Source organism: Mariprofundus ferrinatatus (genome assembly GCF_002795825.1).
Lineage (GTDB): Bacteria > Pseudomonadota > Zetaproteobacteria > Mariprofundales > Mariprofundaceae > Mariprofundus > Mariprofundus ferrinatatus.
The window spans coordinates 783,292-797,043 of the sequence record NZ_CP018800.1 but is presented as its reverse complement, the minus strand read 5'-3'; the positions used below and the strand labels follow the sequence as shown (position 1 = coordinate 797,043).

The window sequence follows — 13,752 nt, the reverse complement described above, 5'->3', positions numbered from 1 at the left end:
TTCAAATGATCCTCCCTTGCGCAACTGTTTGTTGCAGGACGCCTGCATGGTAGGATGGCCGGTGTAGCACAGAGGGAGAGGAGAGATGGCCAAGCTGAATATTGTATTTACCGCATCGGAAGCGTCCCCGCTTGCCAAAACCGGAGGTCTCGCTGATGTAGCCGGCTCACTACCGCATGCACTTCAGCACATTGGCCATAAAGTAACGGTGATTATGCCGTTCTATCGCCAACACCTAGTGAAGAACGGCATCAGAACGAAGCCGATGGATACCACCATCGAAATGTGGGCAGACGGCGTGCTGCGGTTCTGCCCGCTACATGAAGCGAAAGTTGGCGGACTGCGCTATATCCTCATCGAACAGGATGACCTCTACGACCGTGAAGGGCTTTATGGCCCTGCCGGCGGCGCCTATGAGGACAACCTGCTGCGCTTTCTGCTATTTGACCGCGTGGCACTTGAAGCAGCTGCAGGCCTTGGCAAAAAAGTGGATATCATTCACTGCCATGACTGGCAGACAGGCATGATTCCTGTACTTCTGAAAACCCAGTATCAGCACCATGCCACCATTGCACATGCCAAGACAGTATACACCATTCACAACCTCGCCTATCAGGGCAACTTTTCACCAGACTGGATACACCGGTTGGGTATCCCCAGCCACCACTACCATGCTGATGATTTCGAGTTCCATAACCAGATCAACTGTATGAAAGCGGGCATTGCTTCAGCGGATGCGGTCACCACAGTCAGTCCATCCTATGCCGAGGAGATCATGACATCTGAGTACGGCTGCCAGCTTGAGGGTTTTCTTCTCAACCATGCCGAAAAACTCTCAGGCATAGTCAATGGATTAGACATCATCGATCTCGACCCTGCCAACGATGATGCGATTCCAGCCAGTTATGCGGCAGGAAGAACTGCCGGCAAGAAAGTTTGCAAAGCCAAACTGCAGAAAGCGTGCGGGCTTGATGTCTCCGAAGATACACCGCTGATGGTGCTGATCTCAAGGCTAGCAGAGCAAAAAGGCATTGACCTGATGATCGCCAACCTTCAGGGCTGGATTGACCGCGGCTATCAGATCGTTGTTCTGGGCTCTGGAGACAGCCACAGCGAGCAGGCCCTGCAACATATCGCCGACAACAACCGCAGCCAGTTTCACTTCTACCGTGGTTTTAATGAGAAGCTGGCCAGACAAATATATGCCGGCGGAGATATCTTTCTGATGCCATCTCGTTTTGAGCCCTGCGGATTGGGACAGCTGATGGCAATGCGCTATGGCACGGTTCCCGTTGTTCGTGCCACCGGCGGCCTCAAGGATACCGTCACCGATTATAACAGAAGCCGGGGCGATGCCACCGGCATCCATTTTTCCGATGCCACACCAGAGGCTTTCGATAAAGCTGTCGAACAGGCTATCGCCCTGTTCAGGAATAAAACCATATGGGCGCGCATCCGCAGCAACGCTTTGAAAAGGGATTCATCCTGGGAGGCCTCAGCAGCCAAATATGCTGAACTCTACGGGAAATTACTTGCCACATGACCAGAGTGCTGGCTGCTGATATTGGTGGCACCAATCTTCGCTTGGCCGTGGTCAGCGAGAATGGCACCATCCTTGAAGAGGGCCGGTTTGAAGCCAGACTCAGCAGCCATGGGCAGACATCGCAAAAGGAAGCCCAAACCTGTGTGATTCAGACCCTCAGCAAAGCGATCATCCCATTCATGGAACAACATCCGACCCCCGCCATTGGAATCGGTTTTCCCGGATTCTTCCACGGCAATTCAGGTGTTCTGGCGGCATCTCCGAATCTTCCTCTACTGGAAGATTTTGCACTCGCCGAGCGTCTCTCAGAACAGCTTGGTATGCATGTGGCTGTCCAGAACGATGCTCTCTGCGCAGCTATCGGTGAACAGCGTTTTGGTGCCGGGAAGGGCAAAACAAACCTCCTGCACATCACGCTCGGAACAGGCGTGGGCGGCGGTCTTATTCTAAATGATAGCCCTTATACCGGAGAGCATGGAATGGCGATGGAGTTCGGTCATCTTCGCGTGGTCACCAAGCATGGACGGGAATGTGGTTGCGGCAACAGCGGCTGCCTTGAGGCATACGCTTCTGCCACTGCAGTAGCCGACAGGTTTTATCTTGCCAGCGGCATAAAAGCAGATGCGCGTCAGGTTTTCAAACTGGCCTGCGATGGCAACAAAGAAGCCGTTTCAATTCTCGCAGAAGCTGGCTCGTATCTGGGGCAGGCGATTGCCGAGTCAGTTAAACTACTCGATCTTGAAAGCGTCACGATAAGCGGCGGTCTAAGCCATGCGTGGGAATTCATTCATCCCTCGCTGATGAATACATTGAATGAAAACCTGATTCCACCGCTTCGCGGCAAGGTGAAGGTTCTACCCTCCAGCCTCAATGACAATGCGGGCCTGCTCGGAGCAGCCGTAATCGCCTCCATCAACTGAGGCCTTCGTGGCTTCATCGTACAACATTCCGGCCGAACATATCTCTGTAATTCAGGAGATCAAACGCAGCCGTTTTGTTACCGATGCTGCTCATGCCGCATCGAAAGAGGCGGCCCTTGCCTTTATTGAATCCGTTAGAGACCGCGAACCTGAAGCACGCCATCACTGCTGGGCCTATATAGCTGGTCATCCAGAGACATCAATCGAGCGAGGCATGTCGGATGCCGGAGAACCACAAGGAACCGCAGGAAAACCGATGATGAATGTACTTCAACATAAAGGTATCGGAGAAATCGTGGTGGTGGTCAGCCGTTACTTTGGCGGCATCAAACTGGGTGCAGGCGGCCTGGTTCGCGCCTACTCAAGTTCAGTACAACAGGCGATCGACGCCCTGCCGCTAACACGGCATATCGACATCACATCAGCCACGCTTCATACCCCCTTTGCACTGGAGAGTAGCATGCGGCGTTTGCTGGATAAGATGAGTATCGAGATCAAGGATGTCGTCTATCAAAACGATGCGACATTCCGTATAGAGATAGAGTCCGGAACGGAGGATGAACTTGCAGATGCCATTACTTACGCCAGTCACGGAACAGCCTTCTTGAGCTTATTACAGAAATAAAAAAACGCGGAGCATCGGCTCCGCGTTTCAATTCACTCATACTCCGGCTGTATCATACACACTTTGGGGGAACGGGCGTCAGCTTCCAGATATCCCGGTTATAATCCTCCATCGTACGATCGGTGGAGAATTTGCCACTGTATGCAGTATTCAGAATACTCATTTTCTGCCAACGCTGCTGATCCTTGAATGCGTCGGCGACCTGCTGCTGTGCATCGACATAGGAGCGGAAATCTGCCGCCACCAGCCAGGGGTCGTTGGGGCTGCGAATAGCGCCGATTATCGATGCAAACAATCCCGGTTCAAACTGACTGAAGTGACCGCACTCGAGCAACTCCATAACATGCGAGAAATCGCTGTCAGCTTTGATAATTGCATTTGGATCGTAACTGCCACGAACAGCCTCCACCTCTTCAGCCGTGAGACCGAACAGGAAGAAGTTCTCATCGCCCACCTCTTCCCGAATCTCGATATTGGCGCCATCGAGCGTACCGATGGTAAGCGCTCCGTTCATCATGAACTTCATATTGCCAGTTCCGGAGGCCTCCTTGCCTGCCGTGGATATCTGCTCGGAAAGATCCGCTGCAGGAGCAATCAACTCCATTGCAGAAACGCGGTAGTTCGGGAAGAAAATGACCTTCAGCTTGTCGCCAACATCGGGGTCGTTGTTGACCACTTCGGCCACATTGTTGGTAAGCTTGATAATCTGCTTGGCCATATAGTAGCCCGGAGCAGCTTTACCACCGATCAGAACATTGCGCGGCGTCCAGTTCTCAGTGTCGCCACGCTTAATGCGGTCATAGAGATGAATCACATGCAGGATATTGAGCAGCTGGCGCTTGTATTCATGGATTCGTTTCACCTGAATATCGAACATCGCATCCGGATTAAAACGTACGCCGCACTCAGCCTCGACAACGTCAGCAAGGCGCTCCTTGTTCTCGCGCTTGCAGGCAGCCCACTGTTCACGGAATCCGGCATCATCGGCATAGGGAGCCAGCTTGCGAAGCTCGGAGAGGTTGGTTACCCAGGACTCACCAATGGTGTCAGAAATCAGTTTCGACATTGGCTTGTTGCACCATGCCATCCAGCGGCGCTGCGTCACGCCATTGGTCTTATTATTAAACTTCTCAGGCCACATGGCATAAAATTCGGAGAAGAGCCCCTTGACCAGCAGATCTGAATGAAGCTGCGCCACACCGTTAACCGAGAAGCTGCCAACCAGTGCCAGGTAGGCCATACGTACCTGCTTAACCGGTCCCTCCTCGATAATTGACATGCGTTTCATACGCTCAAGATCACCCGGCCAGCGGTTGGCCACCTCAGAGAGGAAACGGGCATTGATCTCGAAGATAATCTCGAGAAGACGCGGCAGAAGGCGATCGAAGAGGTAAACCGGCCAGCGCTCAAGTGCTTCCGGCAGCAGCGTATGGTTGGTGTATGCCATTGTATTCTTGGTGATATTCCATGCCTCGTCCCACTGCAGGCGATAGTCGTCCATCAGGATACGCATCAGTTCGGCAACTGATACCGTAGGGTGGGTGTCGTTAAGCTGGAAACAGTTTTGCTCGGCAAATGCAGAGAAGTCAGAACCATGCACCTCAGTCCACTGCCTGAGTACATCCTTGATACTGGCTGATGCCAGGAAATACTGCTGGCGCAGGCGCAACTCTTTACCGTTCTCACTGGCATCATTCGGATAGAGCACCATTGAGATATGCTCCGCCTCATTCTTGGCGGCCACCGATTCGGGGTAACTGCCAGCATTGAACTCGCCGAGGTTGAATTCGTCGGTTGCCGCTGATTTCCAGAGACGCAACGTATTGACGGTGCCATTTTTATACCCAGGGATCGGCGTATCAAATGGTACGGCCAGCACATCCTGCGTATCAACCCATCGGCTGTGTCGCACGCCGTTCTTGTCCAGGAAGGACTCGGTATGGCCGCCAAACTGAACAGCCTGAGTATGCTCAGGACGCTCGATCTCCCAGATGTTGCCGTTCCTCAGCCAGTGGTCCGGCTCTTCCACCTGATTGCCATCGACAATCTGCTGGCGGAACATGCCGTATTCGTAGCGGATACCGTAACCGACCACGGGTAGTTGAAGTGTGGCACAACTGTCTACAAAACAGGCAGCAAGACGTCCCAGACCACCATTACCAAGCCCTGCATCTGACTCCTCTTCAATAATCTCTTCCAGATCCAAACCAAGCTTATGAAGTGCTTCTGTAGCCTGTTCATCAAGTCCGAGATTCAGCACGGCATTGCCAAGGGTGCGACCCATAAGAAATTCGAGTGAGAGGTAGTAGGCACGCTTCTTATCCAGCTCTTCATGTGCCTCTTTGGTATTGATCCAGCACTCCATCAGGCGATCCCTGATCGTGGTGGCAAATGCTTTGTATTTATAGTGAATGGAGTTGTTCGGCTTATGTTGCCCAAAGGTGCGCAAGTAGTGGCGCTGAATACCATTGACAAGATCGTCACTGGTTTTTCCAACCGGCGGCACATCTCTGATATCGCGAATTGGTTTAATCTCTTCTGTCATCTGAATACACCCTTGAAAGCAGCACCCGGTTGCGGCTTGTAATAGTTGCTTTACGGGCGCGCACCCTGTCCAAACACCCCTTTCAAGTCAATCTGGAGTCATTGCAGAGAAAAGAAAAAGGCTGCTAATAGCAGCCTTTTTCACATGTATTATATGTTGTTCTCTACTTACTGTTCACGCAGCAAGCGGAAGCCTATATACGGCAGGCGATAGCGCGGATGGAACACACGGCGGTCACCCGAACGCAGATCCTTCGGAAAACGGTACCAGGCACCACCACGAACAGAGCGATCTTCATTGGACTTGGTATCACTGTACTTCAACTCAGAGCCATCCCACTCCTGCTTATAGTATGAACCGGTCCACTCCCAGACATTGCCGTGCATGTCGTAGAGGCCCCACGGGTTCGGCTTCTTCTGTCCAACGGGGTAGGTTTTCAAATCGGCATTGGTGCTGTTCCATGCATAATCGGAGAAGTCGTCAGGATTGTCACCCCAGGAAAAGGCCGTCGTCGTTCCCGCACGGGCTGCATATTCCCACTCTGCCTCGGTCGGCAGACGATACTTGTAACCTTTATCCCTGCTCTGCTTGGTCAGCCAGTCAGCATACATCTGGGCATCCTGCCATTTAACATGGATGGCAGGACGATTGCCGCGCCCCCAGTGTTCATCCCTGGCCTTGGAGTTACCTGTCTTCTTAGAGAAATGGTCGTACTGATCAAAAGTGACTTCATACTTTCCGAGCCAGAAGCCCTTCTTGATCTCCACCTCGTGCTGAACTTCATCGGGATAGCGGCCGATCTCGCCTTCCGGAGTACCCATGACGAATTTACCGGGGGCGATATAGACGAACTCGTGACCGAACTCATCGGTCATGGTGTCACCAAGCTTCGGATCATCAGCTGCAGCGTTCACAGGTGCTGCCAAAAGGGCTAACGTAAATATCAGGCCAATAAGGCCGCTCTTGTGAAAATTCATCTTGCTCTCCCTACTTCCACCTGATTTTAATGCGCTCGAAGATATCAAGAACCCGCTTATGGCCGAGGATCAGGTGATATACCACCATAGATACGTGACAAGCGATAAAGACATAGATTACGACACCGAAAAACTCATGAAGTTCGAACATAAACATCATGTCATCGGTCATGGTGCCGTCAGAACGCACACCATTCATCACATATGCCCCCGTAGATCCCAGTGCAATCAACGTAAGAAAGCCCAGTCCATGCATGGCTCCAGCCAGTGCGGTGCGATTTTCTGGTGGGGCCAGCTTGCCGGTGAAGATACCGGGCAGCTCCTCTTTGGCAGATTTGAAAAATTCAGCACGGTATTTTTTCGAGAACCATGGCACCAGACGTCCCCAGGCATCCTTCTGCGCGAAACGGGTCATGGCATAGATGAAACTAATCAGATATGCAGTCCAGCCAACCAGCATGATATGCAGTGAGAACAGCACATTCTCAAAGATCACCATCTTGCCCGGTTCAGGAACGCGCATTATCAGCGCACTGCCGAGCTGGAACGCGACGGTTGCGATAAAGAGATAGTGAAAAACTCGCGTCGCCTTATCGATTCTATCCATGTAAGCCTCCAAAACCAGTAATTGGCCACGAACTATAAAATAAGTTTATTATATTATCAATATCTAATATTGAACAGCTGTTCGAAAGAAAAAAACATCCCCGCCCAGAGAGCCGGCAACCCTGCCCCTTTTGTCGCTCAATTCAAGTGACTGGCATACCCCTTCTCCCCCTGAAGAAAATAAGGATTATCACACTGAGTATTGCCGCGAAGAAGCACCAGACAGAAAAGAAAGCGACCGTATAAAAAGCATAGGAGATGATAAACATCAGTATGGCCAATGCGCCAAAAAACCGGATGATCCTGTGGCTTGAGAAGAGCGAAACAAGACAGGTGGCAGTGATATAGAGAAACATCATTGGCCACTCGTACAGGCGCGGCGAGATATAGATAACATGTTGATCTGCCACTGCATTCAAAGGCATCAGAATGATTAGCAACAACAGGTGAACACTGACAGAAACCCCTATGAAACGGAAAACCCACATCGCCCTGCAGCGCCATGGATCTGTTTCAAGCAGCCCAACTGCAAACGGCACATATATCGGCCACAGTACATGCGAGAACATTGTGAACATATAAGTCATCGCCGTTCTAAGGTCGGGAATGTTGTAGTGAAATGAACTCCAGAGCACCCCCTCTACAAGCTGCTGGACACCAAACAGCAGAGGAATCATCGCAAATGCCAATTCACGTTTCTCTTTTACCAGCTTAAGCGTCACTGCGCCCACGGCGATCAACGATCCCCCGACGATGAAGCTGGCTGTGGCCGAAAAACACATACCACCTGCTACCCTTCAGGCCTACCTGGGGCAATGAATATATCCGCAAACCATGACCCGCCATGAAGACAAGCTGTTGATTTTATCGGTTTATAGTCATGATAGTGCCATGGAGAGACTCAAACTAAAGGTTCCCCCACTCCCAATTGCCATTATATGCGGCTTGATGATCTGGGGGCTTAGCGTCTTTATTGGTACGCACAGCATGGGAATTGAGATCCGGCGAATTATCGCCATAGTCTTGCTGATCGCAGCAGCCACTGTTGATCTCGCTGCACTAATCACTCTTCTCAGGAATAAAACAACCGTTGACCCCCGCTATCCGGAAAAAAGCTCAAGCGTGGTAACTACCGGCATCTACCGCTTTAGCAGAAACCCGATGTATCTTGGCCTGGCTCTACTGCTAACATCATTAAGCCTCTGGCTGGGTGTCCGCTTCGGCCTGTTCGTAGTCATGGGATTCATACTCTATATGAACCGCTTTCAAATCGAACCTGAAGAGCAGGCTTTGGAAAAACAGTTTGGCGAAAGGTACATCAACTACAAATCAACCGTCCGCCGTTGGCTCTAAGGGCCCCTGAATAAACAGACAGGAAATCAGGCTAGTGACTCTTATCACAGCACTTAAACATTATGCAGACACTATGTGGGCGATTTATGATTTTCGCATAAGCTTTGGATTTCTGATGCAGCACGATATTCAGGATATGCACCAACCCCTGAGAAGACGTATCATGGGAGGAAAAGAGGATTTCTGAAACTGACAAAAAATCCTTCTGGCTTGAATGCCTACTCTACTGGTACAGTTAGACTTGTGATGACAGGAGAAGGAAGGATTCCACACATAAACAGTGCATCGGAAGAGGGCTCAGGGGAACAGAAGCAGAACTCTGACCTGCTTTCGAGGATAGAAAAATTGAATGCGATTGGTATTGCTCTCTCTTCTGAGAACGATATGCCTCGCCTTCTGGAAATGATCCTGGTCGGAGCCAAGCTCATTACGCGCGCTGATGGCGGAACACTCTATACAGTCAACGATGACAATAAGCTGAATTTTGAAATCGTCCGCACCACATCGCTCGGCATTGCCATGGGCGGCACCAGCAATCGTCCTGTTCAATTCAAAGCGATCTCACTTTATCATCGTGATGGAAGACCCAACAACGAGCGAGTGGTTGCATACTCCGCCCTGAACAAGGCAACGGTTAACCTTCCAGATGTTTACGATGCAAACAACAGCATTGAATTCGATTTCACTGGCCCCCGTCTGTTTGATGAACGCATGAATTATCGTACCCGATCCATGCTCTCTGTGCCGATGATTAATCATGAAGGGAAAACAGTAGGCGTCATCCAGCTGATCAATAAGCAGAACAAGGCTACTGGAGAAGTGTTAGCGTTCGACAGGAACGATACGCATCTGGTTAAATCTCTGGCCAGTCAGGCGGCCATTGCCCTGACCAACAAACGACTAATCGATGATCTCAAAGAGCTGTTTGACTCCTTTATTAAAACCATCGCAACCGGCATTGACGAAAAGTCGCCCTACACAGGAGGGCACTGTAAACGCGTTCCACTACTGACCCTTTCCCTTGCCGAAGCAGCCAGCCGTGACACCGAACACTTAAAGGAGTTCAAGCTGACTGAGCAGAAGCGATATGCGCTTGAGGTGGCATCATGGCTGCATGACTGCGGCAAACTGATAACGCCGGTTCATGTCGTCGACAAGGCAACCAAACTGGAGACAATCCACGACCGCATCCACCTGATCGACACACGCTTTGAAGTACTTAAACGAGATGCTGAAATCGCCATGCTGAGAAACCTTATGAAGGTTGAGTCAGACAGCCCCGAAGCAGAAGCGATTGAACGACGCTACCACGATGAGATCGCCACCCTCAACAGCGAGCGCGATTTTATCCGCCACTGTAACAAAGGGTCAGAATTCATGGCGCCAGAACTTCAGGAGCGCGTTAAATCCATTTCAGCCCGCACCTGGTGCAACTGCGAAGGGCATACCACCCCATTCTTCTCTGAAGAAGAACTGAAAAACCTTCTGATCACCTACGGCACACTCAATAAAGAGGAACGGCAGATTATTAACGACCATATCGTGGTCACTATCAAGATGCTCAAGTCGATGAAATTCCCTGAAAACATGAAAGAGGTGCCGGAATATGCCGGCGGTCACCACGAACGCATGGATGGCACGGGTTACCCTCTTGGCCTGACACGAGAGCAAATGAGCGTACCGGCCAGAGTAATGGCAATTGCTGATGTTTTCGAGGCACTCACGGCTGAGGACCGCCCCTATAAGGAGGGCAAGAAGCTCTCCGAAGCGCTCGCCATCCTTGGCAAGATGAAGCAGGAGCACCACATTGATCCCGTTCTATTCGATATCTTTATCCATGAGAAGGTTTATCTCCCCTATGCCCACAAGTTTATGAATCCGAAACTGATTGATATTGAGGAGCCTTTCGAGATCCCCGGTTACCCTTTCAAAATGCAATAAAAAGGGCTGCCAACAGGCAGCCCTTTTTTGTTTTCATCAGCTTCAGAGAACTCAGAACAGCTTACCCATCTTTGGAAGCTCTCCGACCAACGGACCTACGTAATCAAGCCATGCCTGTGTAACGTCGTTGCCTGCCGCACTGATATACTCATCTTTCATCTCGGTCGCTTCACGTGCCACAGTTGAGAGCGGGGTGATAAAGCATTCACTTGCATAAGGCACATCTGAAACCCTGCGGATAGCGACAGAGCCAGGTTCAGCAGTCGCAACCGCATGGTTTACGGCGTACTCACCCACCATGCGCGCCTCCTTCGCATCCACTTCGGATACAATGGTCGGGAAACTGCGCTGCAGATAACCGAAGGTATCAGCACGAACACGCACCGATTCGCCCGCATAGGCCTCTTTCACCTTACCAGAGAGAAAATCACCCAACGCGCCGGTACCAGAGAGCTGGATATTACCGTGTGAATCTCGTTCACCAGTCGTTGCCACAGGGTTACCATCGGCATCCCCGATACCCTCTGAAACTGCAACAAGACAACGGCCGTATTTGGACATGGCGGCTTTCACATCAGACTGGAATGAGGCGACATCGAAAACACGTTCCGGCAGATAGATCAGATGAGGGCCATCCCCTTCACCCTGACGCGCCAGCGCCGATGCTGCAGTCAGGAAACCCGCATGGCGACCCATGACCACATTAATCTTCACGCCGGCAAGGGCTGCGTTATCGCGGTCATCGCCCATGAATGCCAGCGCAACGAATCTGGCCGCAGACGCATAACCGGGACAGTGATCAGTCACCTTCAGATCGTTATCAATCGTTTTTGGGATATGGATGGTGCAAAAATCATAGTTCGCCTCTTTGGCCATCTCGGCGATGATATGAGCGGTCTCAGCTGAGTCATTACCGCCAATATAAAAGAAGTAGCGCACATCGTTTTTCCTGAACACCTCGAACACACGTTCACATTCGGCTTTTCCCGGCTTCAGGCGAACGGAACCAAGGCCTGCAGCAGGCGTGGCAGCAAGCGTTTCAAGGTCATCAACACTCTGAGTTGTCAGGTCGATAAAGTCTTCCTTCATGATACCGGCAATGCCGTGGTGAGCCCCAAGAATACCGGTAATATCGGATTGATTCCTTGCCGCCAGCACAGCACCCACCAGTGACTGGTTGATCACCGCGGTCGGACCACCGGACTGTCCGATCACCATTTTACCTTTCAAAGCCATGATTAGCCCTCCTATGATTGGCACGGCATAATAGCGGCTTCCGGGATGCATCGCACCCCCAATTTTTCCTGACCGGGATGCATCCGAAATAGTAAGCAGAGGATAGAAGCGCATGAGACTGGAGCAGATGCTAAATCAGATATCCGCAATACTGATCAGGGCTGGTGAAACGATTATCATGCCTGCTTATGAATCGTCGGTTCAGGCCGTCAGCAAAACAGACGGTTCAATCGTTACCGAGACCGATATTGCCTGCCAGATATTCATAGAAAAAGAGCTTGCAGCACTGGATAGCAGCATTGGATTCCTTGGTGAAGAGATGAGCCGACAGGAACAACTTAGCTGCCTGAACAAGGAGGCTGCTTTCTGGTGTCTCGATCCACTCGATGGCACCACCAATTTTGCCGCCACCTTCCCTGGTTTTGCGATTTCACTGGCCCTGATCGTGGATGGCCATGTGGTTCTGGCATGCACCCATGATCCTATACGAGCCGAGACCTTCACGGCATCAGTCGGCAATGGCGCTTTACTCAACGGCAAATCGATCCGCTGCTCCGAGGAAGAGAACCTCGCCAATAGTGTCGGCTATATAGATTTTAAGCGGCTCGATCATGAAATCGCCAGAAGACTGGCCACGGAAAGATCATACCGCAGTCAGCGTAATGTCGGCAGCTGTGCTCTGGAGTGGGCATGGCTCGCTGCAGGCCGTGGACAGTTTATTATTCATGGCGGAGAAAAGCTCTGGGATTTCGCTGCGGGAAGCCTGCTTGTCTCAGAGGCCGGAGGCTGTGTCGGTGATTTTCACGGGGCGCCACTATTTCCGGTATCACACCTTTCTTCCCCTATTCTCGCCACATGTAACGCTCAACTTCAGAGAGAGCTAAAACAACAACTAACATCATGAACCATACGAATAATAAAGCACTTTTTGACTCAATCTTATCAGGGTCGATTTTTGCTGTGAAATCAGCTAGGGTGCGCCTGCTAAAAAAATCATTTGATTCTTAAATCATGGCAGGAGGGGGCCCGCATGAGCACTGTTTGCGATCTTAAAATTGACTTGGTGGAAGTATGCGAGGCGGCTGCTCGAGCATGCGCGCCATTCGTCGGTTCCGGCCAGAAAGATGAGGGTGATGGCCTTGCAGTAGATGCAATGCGTGAACGCATAAACCAGGTCAACATGAAAGGTGTTGTTGTCATTGGCGAAGGTGCGAAGGATGAGGCACCTGCCCTGTATGACGACGAACCAGTAGGTACCGGCATCGGAGTCGGTGTCGACATCGCTGTTGACCCGATTGAAGGAACCAACCTTTTTGCCAAGGATATGCCTGGCTCCATCGTAACACTGGCTGCTGCTCCGGCAGGCAGCATGTACCGCCCTGGTTCTTGTTTCTACATGGACAAGCAGGTTTATCCCAAAGCCGCACGCGGCAAGATTGATCCTGAAGCACCTGTTGCCGACCGCCTCGGCGCACTGGCGAAGGCACTTGGTAAGGATATCCGTGAGATTCGCGTATTTATTCTGGATAAGCCACGTCACCAGGATCTGATTCGTGATGTATATGCCTGCGGTGCAAAAGTTCGCCTGGCAACTGACGGTGATGTGAACGGCGCGATCCAGGCCGTATTGAATATGGGCTCCGACGCTCTGTTTGGCATCGGCGGAACACCTGAAGGAATCGTAACTGCCTGCGCTGCACGCGCAATGGGAGCGGAAATGTTTGGTCGCATGGCGCCTCAGAAGGATTTTGAGATTAAGCTTTGCGAGGAAGAGGGAATTGACACCAAAAGGATTATCACCCGTGATGAGCTGGTCACATCTGACGATGTAATGTTCATTGCAACCGGCCTGACTTCCGGTGCCTATGTGCACCACGTCAAGGTTGGAACTGATGCCGATGGCCGTTACATGACTACCGACACGGTCGTCCTTTCCGGCTCAGTCGGCAATATCCGCCGGGTTCAAACAACACTTCACGTCTGATTTCTAAAAGTAATTTAGAAAC

12 protein-coding genes are annotated in these 13,752 nt (G+C 51.3%); 7 read left to right on the top strand and 5 right to left on the bottom strand.

What is annotated here, in order from left to right; all coding sequences use genetic code 11:
* Nucleotides 1-85 precede the first annotated feature (85 nt).
* From glgA to Ga0123462_RS03850, 3 genes are read left to right on the top strand one after another with little or no spacing between them, the layout of a single operon-like run.
* Nucleotides 86-1,543 (top strand): glycogen synthase GlgA, encoded by a 1,458-nt coding sequence (glgA, locus tag Ga0123462_RS03860; protein ID WP_100265087.1) that lies wholly within the window; start codon nucleotides 86-88, stop codon nucleotides 1,541-1,543.
* Nucleotides 1,540-2,463, top strand: coding sequence for an ROK family protein (locus tag Ga0123462_RS03855; RefSeq protein ID WP_100265086.1), 924 nt, complete (start codon nucleotides 1,540-1,542; stop codon nucleotides 2,461-2,463). Before glgA ends, Ga0123462_RS03855 begins: the two co-directional genes overlap by 4 nt.
* Nucleotides 2,464-2,470: 7 nt before the next feature.
* Entirely contained in the window at nucleotides 2,471-3,088 is a 618-nt protein-coding gene (locus tag Ga0123462_RS03850; protein WP_100265085.1) for a YigZ family protein, read from the top strand.
* A 52-nt stretch (nucleotides 3,089-3,140) separates the two neighbouring features.
* On the opposite strand, the gene Ga0123462_RS03845 is transcribed toward Ga0123462_RS03850, so the two are convergent.
* The 4 genes from Ga0123462_RS03845 to Ga0123462_RS03830 all read right to left on the bottom strand — a co-directional run bounded on the left by Ga0123462_RS03845 (nucleotide 3,141) and on the right by Ga0123462_RS03830 (nucleotide 7,998).
* A complete protein-coding gene (locus tag Ga0123462_RS03845) occupies nucleotides 3,141-5,633 on the bottom strand; it encodes a glycogen/starch/alpha-glucan phosphorylase (protein ID WP_100265084.1) in 2,493 nt (830 codons plus the stop codon).
* 167 nt (nucleotides 5,634-5,800) lie between these two features.
* Nucleotides 5,801-6,610, bottom strand: a complete 810-nt coding sequence (locus tag Ga0123462_RS03840; protein WP_100265083.1) for a formylglycine-generating enzyme family protein — start codon at nucleotides 6,608-6,610, stop codon at nucleotides 5,801-5,803.
* A gap of 10 nt (nucleotides 6,611-6,620) precedes the next feature.
* Complete coding sequence (locus tag Ga0123462_RS03835; protein WP_100265082.1) at nucleotides 6,621-7,217, bottom strand: cytochrome b/b6 domain-containing protein; 597 nt, start codon at nucleotides 7,215-7,217, stop codon at nucleotides 6,621-6,623.
* Nucleotides 7,218-7,359: 142 nt separating this feature from the next.
* A complete protein-coding gene (locus Ga0123462_RS03830; protein WP_100265081.1) occupies nucleotides 7,360-7,998 on the bottom strand; it encodes a DUF6629 family protein in 639 nt (212 codons plus the stop codon).
* A 52-nt stretch (nucleotides 7,999-8,050) separates the two neighbouring features.
* Between Ga0123462_RS03830 and Ga0123462_RS03825 the strand changes: the two genes are divergently transcribed.
* Nucleotides 8,051-8,569 (top strand): methyltransferase family protein, encoded by a 519-nt coding sequence (locus Ga0123462_RS03825; RefSeq protein ID WP_232726601.1) that lies wholly within the window; start codon nucleotides 8,051-8,053, stop codon nucleotides 8,567-8,569.
* A gap of 345 nt (nucleotides 8,570-8,914) precedes the next feature.
* Nucleotides 8,915-10,510 carry an HD family phosphohydrolase gene (locus tag Ga0123462_RS03820; protein WP_198507390.1) on the top strand — a complete coding sequence of 532 codons (1,596 nt, stop codon included), beginning with the start codon at nucleotides 8,915-8,917 and terminating at the stop codon, nucleotides 10,508-10,510.
* A 51-nt stretch (nucleotides 10,511-10,561) separates the two neighbouring features.
* On the opposite strand, the gene Ga0123462_RS03815 is transcribed toward Ga0123462_RS03820, so the two are convergent.
* The gene (locus tag Ga0123462_RS03815; protein WP_100265079.1) at nucleotides 10,562-11,746 is read right to left on the bottom strand and encodes a 6-phosphofructokinase; all 1,185 of its coding nucleotides are present in this window, start codon (nucleotides 11,744-11,746) and stop codon (nucleotides 10,562-10,564) included.
* A 112-nt stretch (nucleotides 11,747-11,858) separates the two neighbouring features.
* On the opposite strand from Ga0123462_RS03815, the gene Ga0123462_RS03810 reads away from it, so the two are divergent.
* Nucleotides 11,859-12,650 (top strand): inositol monophosphatase family protein, encoded by a 792-nt coding sequence (locus Ga0123462_RS03810; protein WP_232726599.1) that lies wholly within the window; start codon nucleotides 11,859-11,861, stop codon nucleotides 12,648-12,650.
* Between the two features lie 126 nt (nucleotides 12,651-12,776).
* The gene (gene glpX, locus Ga0123462_RS03805) at nucleotides 12,777-13,730 is read left to right on the top strand and encodes a class II fructose-bisphosphatase (protein ID WP_100265078.1); all 954 of its coding nucleotides are present in this window, start codon (nucleotides 12,777-12,779) and stop codon (nucleotides 13,728-13,730) included.
* Nucleotides 13,731-13,752 lie beyond the last annotated feature (22 nt).

Bases quoted from the DNA above. Each gene is read 5' to 3' on its own strand.
- glgA (WP_100265087.1), top strand. From the start codon at position 86: ATGGCCAAGCTGAATATTGTATTTACCGCATCGGAAGCGTCCCCGCTT.
- Ga0123462_RS03855 (WP_100265086.1), top strand. From the start codon at position 1,540: ATGACCAGAGTGCTGGCTGCTGATATTGGTGGCACCAATCTTCGCTTG.
- Ga0123462_RS03845 (WP_100265084.1), bottom strand. From the start codon at position 5,633: ATGACAGAAGAGATTAAACCAATTCGCGATATCAGAGATGTGCCGCCG.
- Ga0123462_RS03840 (WP_100265083.1), bottom strand. From the start codon at position 6,610: ATGAATTTTCACAAGAGCGGCCTTATTGGCCTGATATTTACGTTAGCC.
- Ga0123462_RS03835 (WP_100265082.1), bottom strand. From the start codon at position 7,217: ATGGATAGAATCGATAAGGCGACGCGAGTTTTTCACTATCTCTTTATC.
- Ga0123462_RS03830 (WP_100265081.1), bottom strand. From the start codon at position 7,998: ATGTGTTTTTCGGCCACAGCCAGCTTCATCGTCGGGGGATCGTTGATC.
- Ga0123462_RS03825 (WP_232726601.1), top strand. From the start codon at position 8,051: ATGACCCGCCATGAAGACAAGCTGTTGATTTTATCGGTTTATAGTCAT.
- Ga0123462_RS03815 (WP_100265079.1), bottom strand. From the start codon at position 11,746: ATGGCTTTGAAAGGTAAAATGGTGATCGGACAGTCCGGTGGTCCGACC.
- Ga0123462_RS03810 (WP_232726599.1), top strand. From the start codon at position 11,859: ATGAGACTGGAGCAGATGCTAAATCAGATATCCGCAATACTGATCAGG.
- glpX (WP_100265078.1), top strand. From the start codon at position 12,777: ATGAGCACTGTTTGCGATCTTAAAATTGACTTGGTGGAAGTATGCGAG.